The sequence below is a fragment of the Peribacillus sp. TH14 genome, from assembly GCF_016651145.1.
Lineage (GTDB): Bacteria > Bacillota > Bacilli > Bacillales > DSM-1321 > Peribacillus > Peribacillus butanolivorans.
Genome location: NZ_JAEKEK010000003.1, coordinates 142,588 through 151,032 on the forward strand (window position 1 = coordinate 142,588; position 8,445 = coordinate 151,032).

Consider the following 8,445-nt stretch of genomic DNA (forward strand, 5'->3'; position numbering starts at 1 on the left):
CCCTCAATAATGTCGCCTGACTTTGTTCGTATAGTAACGTTTTGTCCTTCATAATTTTTCATTAATTTACACAAACAATCTTTTTTACAAAAAAACAATATTATTACTCCTTTCTATAATCCATAAAACTAGACACGAAATGAGGAGACTAAAATAGGTTTATGAAAAAGTAACGATATAAATCAGTGTTTAAATCCAGAATTATCGAGAGGGATAAAAGAAGAATCATTGAATCACTCCAAAAAATGATTAACAATTCATTTTAGCTCCAATGAGTAACCAAACCTCTAGTATGAAGATATCCTTGTTTATGGCCCATCCTATAAAATTTAAAATAGTGTCCTGACGATGGACTCCTTTACTTTTTTGTTTCTTGGTAATGTATTCATATGAGGACGAGTATGCGAGGGCACATGCCAACAAAAATCCCAAAATAGGAATTGGGTAATTTTGATTTTTGCTAATCGTGGACTTTAAAGAGATGCCTTTTTCAGAGCCTACTGTCCGGTCCTAAAATGGTTCTCCTGACATTATGGTGTTGTCAAAGTTTAATTAAGCAATTGTTTTGTATCATTCTCTTAGAATGATACTAAAGAAATTCAGGAAGCTACTGGTGTTTCAGCAGCATTAAATTTAATTTGAAAATATCCCCCCCACACACATAAACAAAATGAAGTATGAAAATATAAATAAAAAACTAATCGGAAGAGAAGTTACCCATTTTTTCACATGTTCCTTCTATATTTAGAACAGTAAATCCCCGGAGGTCCAAATTAAATGACCTAGCCTGGATTCTATTTTTATCTTTTGATTGTGATTTCGTAATGTTCCAAAGTCAAAATCAGTTATTGACACCGGTACCTAATAGATTTTATATTCTAGGATCCTTGGACTCCGTACAGGATTTCTAGTTTCACCTTCTTTAATACTCATGTTTTGGAAAATTAAGATCCATCCTTGTTCAGTGTCGCACAATTTATTTATGAGTTGGATATGGAACTAAAGGAACGTCAGATAAAAGCTTTCGTTGTACTCCCAATCGTTTATTTATTACTAAGCAACAGCTTGATTCCTCATTTATTTGCTGCTGAGGAAGTGTCTGCCGATGGAACCATTTTCTCTTATCCACACAGGTAAAGCCTTGGTTCTACATCATTTGAAAAAATATTCATTATTTGGTAGTTATCATTTATGCCCGTCCGAATTCACTTAAAATATCAGCCAATCAGCTTGGTACGTGATTAATTTAAATGGAATTCAAATCAGGTGAATCGGTAAATACAAAATAAATATCAAAAAAGGATCATACCTATAAATCTAGGGTTTACTGATCCTTCATTACTTAGTTTTTTCTAAGCACTTCGTTCTACAAATATATACTTTTCGCGAGAATGTTTTATTTCAATTTCAATTTCGCTAAGTCATGTTGTAAAACATTATTTCCTTCTTGCGGATTAAACACAAGATCATTAAGTCCAAAAACATTTGTAACAACATCTTTATCATCAGGGTGGATTATTCTTACTTCATATGCAAAAGTCGTAACGGGAAGAGCTAATGATCTAAAAGTTACATATTGATTAGGGGCTAGTGTTTGTGAAGCAGGATCTTGCATTGGTAAAACAACAGGTGAACCAGATGACCAGTCAAACATTTGAACGGTTACTGTACGAAAGTCATCTGGATCAACATTCATAGCTTCAACAGTAAGAAATAAAGTATCAGAGTGTCTTCGTAATACACCGGTTGATAGAATATCATTATTACTCATATTAAATCCCTCTCTCATTTTCAAATTTGGACAAGTAGTCTCGTAATATATAATGTCTCAAAAAGAAAATTGACACGGACAAAAGTGGAATCGATTTACAAACATTCACAGAGAGAACTCCTCACTAGCACCAAGACTACTATCGGAGGTTTAACAATGAGAAGTTATTTGAATAATTGGGCTTCAAGAAATTAACAAAGGACCGTACTGAGATAGTAGACGGTTAGTCATTCAGTGAGATGGAAACTAGTATTAGACATTAAGGTTGAGTACACCTCTCTCAAAGTTTGCACTCCATACTAAAAAAGAGAAAACTAGAAAATCTTCTCTTTTTTCCATCATTTAATCCTTGTCACTATAATTAGTTCTGCGCTCTCCCAACTGTTCTGCAGCCTTTTTGGCCTTTTTCTGTTCAGGGTTTGTATAAAGAGCTGCTGTAGTGGTTGAAGTATGACCAAGCTGAGTCATCAGCAAATGGATATCCCCTGATTGCTCCATTAAGTTTGTGCCGTAAGTATGTCTTAGTTTGTGTGGAGACATGGATTTATTGGACTTAAAGGCCTTCGTGTATTTCTTTACAAGAGCCTCGATGGCACGGTTGGAAATAGGGGTTGCTCCATCATTCACCTTAGTCAAGAATACATATGCCGTATCATCGTTTGACCCCTTATAGCGCTCTTGTCGTACAGCCAGGTAATCTTTAATGTCCTGCATGGATGGAGGAGAGACAGCTACGACATCCTTTTTTCCTCCCTTACGTAAAACATGTATTTGTTTTTCCTCAAAATCCAAGTCTCGTAACCTTAAGTTAGATAATTCGTTTACCCGAATCCCGCTTCCTAGGAAGAGGGATAAAATCGCAAAATCTCGTTCCTTGTCTCTTTTAAAATAGATGAGTTTCCTAGACTTTTCAGGTAGTTCCTTTTCATAGTCATGCTTAACAAAATCAAGGAATCGAGCATCATCATTGTTGTGAAAAATCTTAGTCGATATCCTGGAAGCGCGCGCCCCCAATGTTTCTTTCACTTTGTTCACTTCAATCTTGAGCATGACATTTCGATAGAAGTAAGGTTCACCTTCATCATTTTCTGTTTGAGTCGTTAAATACTTGAAAAGGGATCGTAATGCTGAAATTTTCCGATTTACGGATACCCTTTCAGCCTTTTTCGTTTCTTCCTTATTGATGGGAATATTTCGCCGTTCCAAAAACTTTATAAAAGACTGAGCTTCTACTAATTTCAATTTTTCCAACACTGAAAGAGGGATATCTTTAATAAGTTTCTGTTCAGCAATACCTTCTGCCATCAACCACTCTAAAAATAATTTATAGTCAAGAACATAATTCAAGAGAGTGGAAGGGGATCGAGTATCCAGTTTATTATCGACATATTCAGCGATGTAGAAAGGCATGGACTTAACCAGCTGTTCCAATTTTTGTTCATGAACTTGATGTTGTCTGGTATTGGCCATACGGTAGCTCCTTTGTTAAAATTTATCATTTTTGCGTAAAATACAATTTTTACGTATAAATGGATGTGAAAAGAACGTGAAATCATTTTTAAAAATCCGGCACTTTGACATAACCATATCCACCAGGGTATTTGATATTAGATCCGCTATAGCTACTTCAACCGCTTCTCTAGATTCAAAAATTTCACGTACCGTTGTTGCTTCGTCATTGGTATTAATATGATAGTCTCGAATTTTGTATCTCATCGAACCCCCTTAATTAAAAGATAGAATTTGTTTTGTATAATCCGTAAAATCACCGAGGTGGTTATCGACGATCTTTTCCAAGATGTCTAAATTAAGGGTTTGATAATCATGTACTGCAATGTTTCGAAATCCAACCATAGCTTTAAGGCGTTTGGCTATGTTTTCGTCGATAATCGAGTGAGTCTGCAGCATATCAAAGGCATCCCTACTGGTCTGAGGCAATCCAAGACGCTGTTCAGCTACTATATGCATGGCCAAGTCGATAGAGGATTCACATGCACGTTGTATATTGAGGATAATAGAATCCTGTTTCGTATAGTCTTTTAAGTTTTCTGGGTCGTTCGCATAAACATCCTTAACGCGGTTGATACAGCGTTCAATAACACTGATTTTGTTTAAAATCACATCATTTTTCATAAATAGACCCGCTTTCACCTATTTTTTTTAAAATATTTTCGCGTTCCTCGTTCAATTTTGCGTACATGCTAAGGGCAGTCATTTGATTGTTTTTAAGTATTGTTTCATCCTTTGAATAAATAACCGTACCGGTAGTATAAATTTGTGCTTTGAAAACAGTTGACGCTGTACGAAGATTAACCAAATCAACTTCAATTTTTAAGTTATCCGCTAAATCTTGAGCGAGTCTGAATATTTCATATGTAGTAAGTGACTGATTCTCACAATAGAATGCCACATCAATGTCACTCTCTTTATGTGTAGAGTTTTTAGCATAAGAACCAAAAACAATAATGAAAGTCGGATTGATTTTGCTTATTAGGAAATCTTGAATTGCTTGAAACATTTCTGTTTTCATAAGGCACGCTCCCTAATGATTATAAGAATATTATACCAAACATCTTTCTTATATCCAACTATTCGTAAAATCAAGATTTTACGAATAGTTGAATCAATGTTCCCCTTTTTCTCATAACAAAAGTAGGCAAAGGTTTACGAAGACAAAAAAGCCATCATTTAGACAGTAAATCTAGGAGAAAAAATTGAAACCGACCTAGATTCACAGATTGAATATATTCTATCGAGGTTTTTGGTGAATAGTATAAATTCTATAATTTTTCTCTTTAATTTATTTTGGACCAAAAAAGGCTACCCATAAAGGAAGCCCTTAATTTTATGGCAAAAGCTATCTGTCAAAACATTTTAGGCATTTATGCTTTTCTCCATTTTGGAACCACATGATTCCCGAATGATTAACTCATCCTTCAGAACAAATTTTTTCTTTTCAACCGTTCCGCCTTTCATTAAGGTCAACAATAAATTCGTCGCTTTTTTTCCTATTTCATATTTAGGCTGATCAATGGTCGTAATATGAGGACTAAAAATCGAGGCTATCTTCAAGTTATCAAAACCCACGACTGCAATATCTTCTGGAACGCTTAATCCATGGTCTTGTATGGCTTTAACGGCTCCCAGGGCCATCTCGTCATTAAAGACAAACACTGCTTCCGGCCGGTTTTCCAGCGATAATAGTTTCACCATCTGGTCATAACCAGAGTCGATGCCGTAATCCCCTTCTTGGATAAATTCCGGGTTGACCTTTAATTGATGATTCATCATTGCCTGCTTAAACCCTCCCAGACGATCCCGGCTAAGGATGATGTTCATGGGTCCGGTAATATGGGCAATTTGTGTATGTCCTAGCTTAATTAAATGTTCTGTTACTTTTCTAGCACTACTAACGTTGTCAATCGAGACAGTCGGAATATCCAGCCCATCAACGTATTCACACGCCAGCACAATCGGAAATTGATTTGAAAGGTTTTCCAAGCTCTCTTTATTCATTCTTGCCGTTAGTAGCAGTGCTCCGTCCGCCTGCTTTTTGTACAGCAAATCAATGTATTCTTTTTCCCGTTCGATATCATTTTCCGTATCTCCCAAAATAACCTGATAGCCATTTTCAACAGCTGTATGCTCAATGCCTCGAAGCACTTCGGAAAAAAAGGGCCTTGTGATATCCGGAACAACAACTAGAATAATCTTTGTCTCTTTCGTTCTAAACTGACTGGCAATCATGTGAGGTTTATAATTCATCTCTTCAATCACCTGCAGCACTTTTTGTTTTGTATCTTCGCTGACTAAATCTGGCTGTCTGAGCACTCTTGAAACGGTTGCAGGAGATACGTTGGCCAATTTCGCCACATCGCTCATTTTCATATTCTAATCTCCACCTGCCTATTTTATCTATTTATCATTTTCATTAAGTCTATTATAAATTAATTTAGACATTATGTTTAAATATCTAATTAACTCGGAGCGTTTCTTTCAAAACATTCATAGATTTTTTCACGCCTGTTAATGGGTTCATTGTTAAATCTTCCATTTCGAGAACAATCGGTCCTTCATAACCTATCATTTTAATGATAGTAAAAAACTCTTTCCACTAGCCAATGTCATGCCCATTTCTGAGCGCAACGTAATTCCATGTCCGGTCGCCGAAGCGCTCCATTGATTTAACATCAATCAATCCCTCGACACCATATATTCCTCTTTCTAACCGGACATCTTTCACGTGAACATGATTCACCGCGCTTCCTAATTCTCTTAGAGCAGAAATGGGGTCACCGCCCATCTAAAATAAATGACTCGGGTCAAAATTCATGCCGACCATGCCTCCAAATTGATATGTGGAGCTTTCGACCAATTGCCGAACCCTAACTCCAGCGCTTTAATCCCCAAATCCACACATGTATCAAGAATCTCTTCAAATGGCATGTAACCCAAAATATCTGTGACTATACCAATCTTCATCAGTTAATGCTCCACTTCTGCTTTATCCATTCAATTTCAATTTTTGTTCATTTGCTGTACTTTCATTGTGATTCCATACAATTATAAAAAACACAGCGACGAAAGCTAATAATCCCGAGAAATAAAACCCTGCTGAAATCCCGAGATATGAATTCAAAACTCCAGCAATAAAAGGACCTGCAAACATCCCGAACGCATAGATTGCTTGATATGCCCCCATAGCTGTCGCTCTTCTTTCAAGGGGAATCGACTCCACCGCCATTCCTAAAAACAATGGAAAAAGAATGCCTAATGAGAACCCAGTCAATCCTTGAAACAAACAAAGCATCCCTTTTGTATCAATAAATGGCGTACAGAATGTAAAAATGGCTGTAAGACCGAATGCTAGTTTCAGTAACTTCCATTGACCGAATAGAGGTACAAATATTTTCCCGCTAAATAAGGTGGCAATGGCATGAGGAATCATAAATGAAAAGATAATAATGCCTATATCACTCGTTTGCAGTCCGATTTTTAACGCATACGTCGGGGTGAAACCAAACATTGTCGTAAAAATAATGCTATGCGCCAAAATCGATAGAAATGAAACTTTTAAAAGCACCGGTTCACGCATAACAGATACCAGTTCCTTCAATTTAACCGGCTCTCTTTGAACCCTTTCTTTCGTTTCGAAAATAAAAAGTGAAAGGACGATACCAGCTAAACCGATAGTTCCGCCAATCCAAAACGGCGCGTGCCACCCCCATTCATCAACGATATATCCGCTGACCATCATTCCAAGAAGCTGTGCTGTGACTACAGCAAACGAGATACTGCCCATAGCGCGGTGAAGGTCACGTTCAGCAAAATAACTAGAAAATAAAATAGTAAACGCTACCCACGTTGCTGCGGCAACACCCGCTAGCGAGCGGGATAATAGGATCCACCCTAAACTATCAGTCAATGCAAATGTCATGCAGCTCAACGTACTGACAACCATTCCAAAGATGATAAAAGGCTTTCTTACTTTTACAAGATCAGAAAATATGCCAAATGGAAGCCTGAAGAGAAATTGCATTAGTCCATAACTACCTAATACAATGCCGATAAATGTATAATCTCCTCCCATTGATTCAAGGTAAGGCGATAAAATAGGAACATAAATAAAATGTGAAAACCAAAAGACAAAAGAAAGTACTAAAAATAAAAACCTATTTGGGACTGTATGTAACGTATTCAATGCATCATCACTTCCACTTTATGCAAAATCATTTTAATCGATATTTCTGAACATGGCATATACAAAAAGGTGCCCGCAACGGTAATTGGGAACACCTTTTTAACTTACGCTTTTCCGCTTGTGTTAAACTCAAACATTTTACTTTTTACGCCAGCGATAACAGCTGCTTTTGCAGGTGTTATAATAGAACGTGGCTCGTACACTTTTCCCTCAGCTGCTAAAACTTCCCGAATCGCTTTTGACCAGACTTGTATGCTTTCTGTATTGACATTTATTTTAGCATGCCCATATTCTATCGCTTTTTTGATTTGGTGTAGCGGAATGCCTGAGCCTCCATGTAAAACGAGAGGTACGTTCGTCATGTTGGTAATTTGCTGCATCTCCTCGAAGCCTAGTTTCGGTTCTCCCTGATATGGACCATGAACGGAACCCAAAGCAGCTGCAAGTGCGTCAATTTCCGCTTCTTTTACAATCCGCATACATTCATTGGGGTCTGCATACTTAATTCCACCGACGAGCCCATCTTCCGTCCCTCCGACGGTTCCTACTTCCGCTTCAACAGAAACGTTTCTCTGCTGGGCATAGTCGACAACCTGCTTGGTCATTTCAATATTTTCATCAATTGGATGGTGGGAACCATCAATCATGACGGATGTAAATCCGGCATCTATCGCTTTCTTGCACCGTTCCACATTCACTCCATGATCAAGATGAAGGGCAACTGGAACAGTAATGTTCATTTCTTCTATAAGACTTTTCACCATAGCAGCAATCGTCTTAAATCCGCCAAGATAATCGACAAGCCGGTCAGAAGCCGCTAGGATAATAGGCGCGCGTTCTTCATCGGCTGCCTGTAAAAACGATTGGGCGAATTCCAAACCATTAATATTATATTGTCCCACTGCGTAATTTTCTGCTTTTGCTTTTAAAAGCATCTCTTTCATTGATACTAAAGGCATGATTCTATCACCTC

The 8,445-nt window shown here is 37.4% G+C and carries 11 protein-coding genes; 1 reads left to right on the forward strand and 10 read right to left on the reverse strand.

The window, feature by feature from the left end; all coding sequences use genetic code 11:
• Nucleotides 1-993 precede the first annotated feature (993 nt).
• Nucleotides 994-1,137: a hypothetical protein gene (locus JFU50_RS30340; protein WP_201225805.1), complete on the forward strand. Its 144-nt coding sequence runs from the start codon at nucleotides 994-996 to the stop codon at nucleotides 1,135-1,137.
• 259 nt (nucleotides 1,138-1,396) lie between these two features.
• Here JFU50_RS30340 and JFU50_RS30345 read toward each other — a convergent pair whose 3' ends face one another.
• The 10 genes from JFU50_RS30345 to fba all read right to left on the reverse strand — a co-directional run bounded on the left by JFU50_RS30345 (nucleotide 1,397) and on the right by fba (nucleotide 8,431).
• Complete coding sequence (locus JFU50_RS30345; protein ID WP_242489197.1) at nucleotides 1,397-1,771, reverse strand: hypothetical protein; 375 nt, start codon at nucleotides 1,769-1,771, stop codon at nucleotides 1,397-1,399.
• A 342-nt stretch (nucleotides 1,772-2,113) separates the two neighbouring features.
• Nucleotides 2,114-3,241, reverse strand: a complete 1,128-nt coding sequence (gene xerS, locus JFU50_RS30350; RefSeq protein ID WP_201225807.1) for a tyrosine recombinase XerS — start codon at nucleotides 3,239-3,241, stop codon at nucleotides 2,114-2,116.
• Nucleotides 3,242-3,256: 15 nt separating this feature from the next.
• Nucleotides 3,257-3,487 carry a hypothetical protein gene (locus JFU50_RS30355; RefSeq protein WP_201225808.1) on the reverse strand — a complete coding sequence of 77 codons (231 nt, stop codon included), beginning with the start codon at nucleotides 3,485-3,487 and terminating at the stop codon, nucleotides 3,257-3,259.
• 9 nt (nucleotides 3,488-3,496) lie between these two features.
• Nucleotides 3,497-3,904 (reverse strand): type VII toxin-antitoxin system HepT family RNase toxin, encoded by a 408-nt coding sequence (gene hepT, locus JFU50_RS30360; protein WP_201225809.1) that lies wholly within the window; start codon nucleotides 3,902-3,904, stop codon nucleotides 3,497-3,499.
• Entirely contained in the window at nucleotides 3,894-4,301 is a 408-nt protein-coding gene (gene mntA / locus JFU50_RS30365) for a type VII toxin-antitoxin system MntA family adenylyltransferase antitoxin (RefSeq protein ID WP_201225810.1), read from the reverse strand. Before mntA ends, hepT begins: the two co-directional genes overlap by 11 nt.
• A 344-nt stretch (nucleotides 4,302-4,645) precedes the next feature.
• Nucleotides 4,646-5,659, reverse strand: a complete 1,014-nt coding sequence (locus tag JFU50_RS30370; RefSeq protein ID WP_056521440.1) for a LacI family DNA-binding transcriptional regulator — start codon at nucleotides 5,657-5,659, stop codon at nucleotides 4,646-4,648.
• A 226-nt stretch (nucleotides 5,660-5,885) separates the two neighbouring features.
• Complete coding sequence (locus JFU50_RS31315; RefSeq protein WP_242489198.1) at nucleotides 5,886-6,074, reverse strand: hypothetical protein; 189 nt, start codon at nucleotides 6,072-6,074, stop codon at nucleotides 5,886-5,888.
• A 26-nt stretch (nucleotides 6,075-6,100) separates the two neighbouring features.
• Nucleotides 6,101-6,253, reverse strand: a complete 153-nt coding sequence (locus JFU50_RS31320; protein WP_242485517.1) for a hypothetical protein — start codon at nucleotides 6,251-6,253, stop codon at nucleotides 6,101-6,103.
• Between the two features lie 22 nt (nucleotides 6,254-6,275).
• Nucleotides 6,276-7,472, reverse strand: coding sequence for an MFS transporter (locus JFU50_RS30380; protein ID WP_201225811.1), 1,197 nt, complete (start codon nucleotides 7,470-7,472; stop codon nucleotides 6,276-6,278).
• Nucleotides 7,473-7,576: 104 nt separating this feature from the next.
• Nucleotides 7,577-8,431 (reverse strand): class II fructose-1,6-bisphosphate aldolase, encoded by an 855-nt coding sequence (gene fba, locus JFU50_RS30385; protein WP_201225812.1) that lies wholly within the window; start codon nucleotides 8,429-8,431, stop codon nucleotides 7,577-7,579.
• Nucleotides 8,432-8,445 lie beyond the last annotated feature (14 nt).

Excerpts from the sequence above, each read along its gene's own strand:
- xerS (WP_201225807.1), bottom strand. The coding sequence starts at position 3,241 with ATGGCCAATACCAGACAACATCAAGTTCATGAACAAAAATTGGAACAG.
- JFU50_RS31320 (WP_242485517.1), bottom strand. The coding sequence starts at position 6,253 with ATGAAGATTGGTATAGTCACAGATATTTTGGGTTACATGCCATTTGAA.
- mntA (WP_201225810.1), bottom strand. The coding sequence starts at position 4,301 with ATGAAAACAGAAATGTTTCAAGCAATTCAAGATTTCCTAATAAGCAAA.
- JFU50_RS30340 (WP_201225805.1), top strand. The coding sequence starts at position 994 with ATGGAACTAAAGGAACGTCAGATAAAAGCTTTCGTTGTACTCCCAATC.
- fba (WP_201225812.1), bottom strand. The coding sequence starts at position 8,431 with ATGCCTTTAGTATCAATGAAAGAGATGCTTTTAAAAGCAAAAGCAGAA.
- hepT (WP_201225809.1), bottom strand. The coding sequence starts at position 3,904 with ATGAAAAATGATGTGATTTTAAACAAAATCAGTGTTATTGAACGCTGT.
- JFU50_RS30355 (WP_201225808.1), bottom strand. The coding sequence starts at position 3,487 with ATGAGATACAAAATTCGAGACTATCATATTAATACCAATGACGAAGCA.
- JFU50_RS31315 (WP_242489198.1), bottom strand. The coding sequence starts at position 6,074 with ATGGGCGGTGACCCCATTTCTGCTCTAAGAGAATTAGGAAGCGCGGTG.
- JFU50_RS30370 (WP_056521440.1), bottom strand. The coding sequence starts at position 5,659 with ATGAAAATGAGCGATGTGGCGAAATTGGCCAACGTATCTCCTGCAACC.
- JFU50_RS30345 (WP_242489197.1), bottom strand. The coding sequence starts at position 1,771 with ATGAGTAATAATGATATTCTATCAACCGGTGTATTACGAAGACACTCT.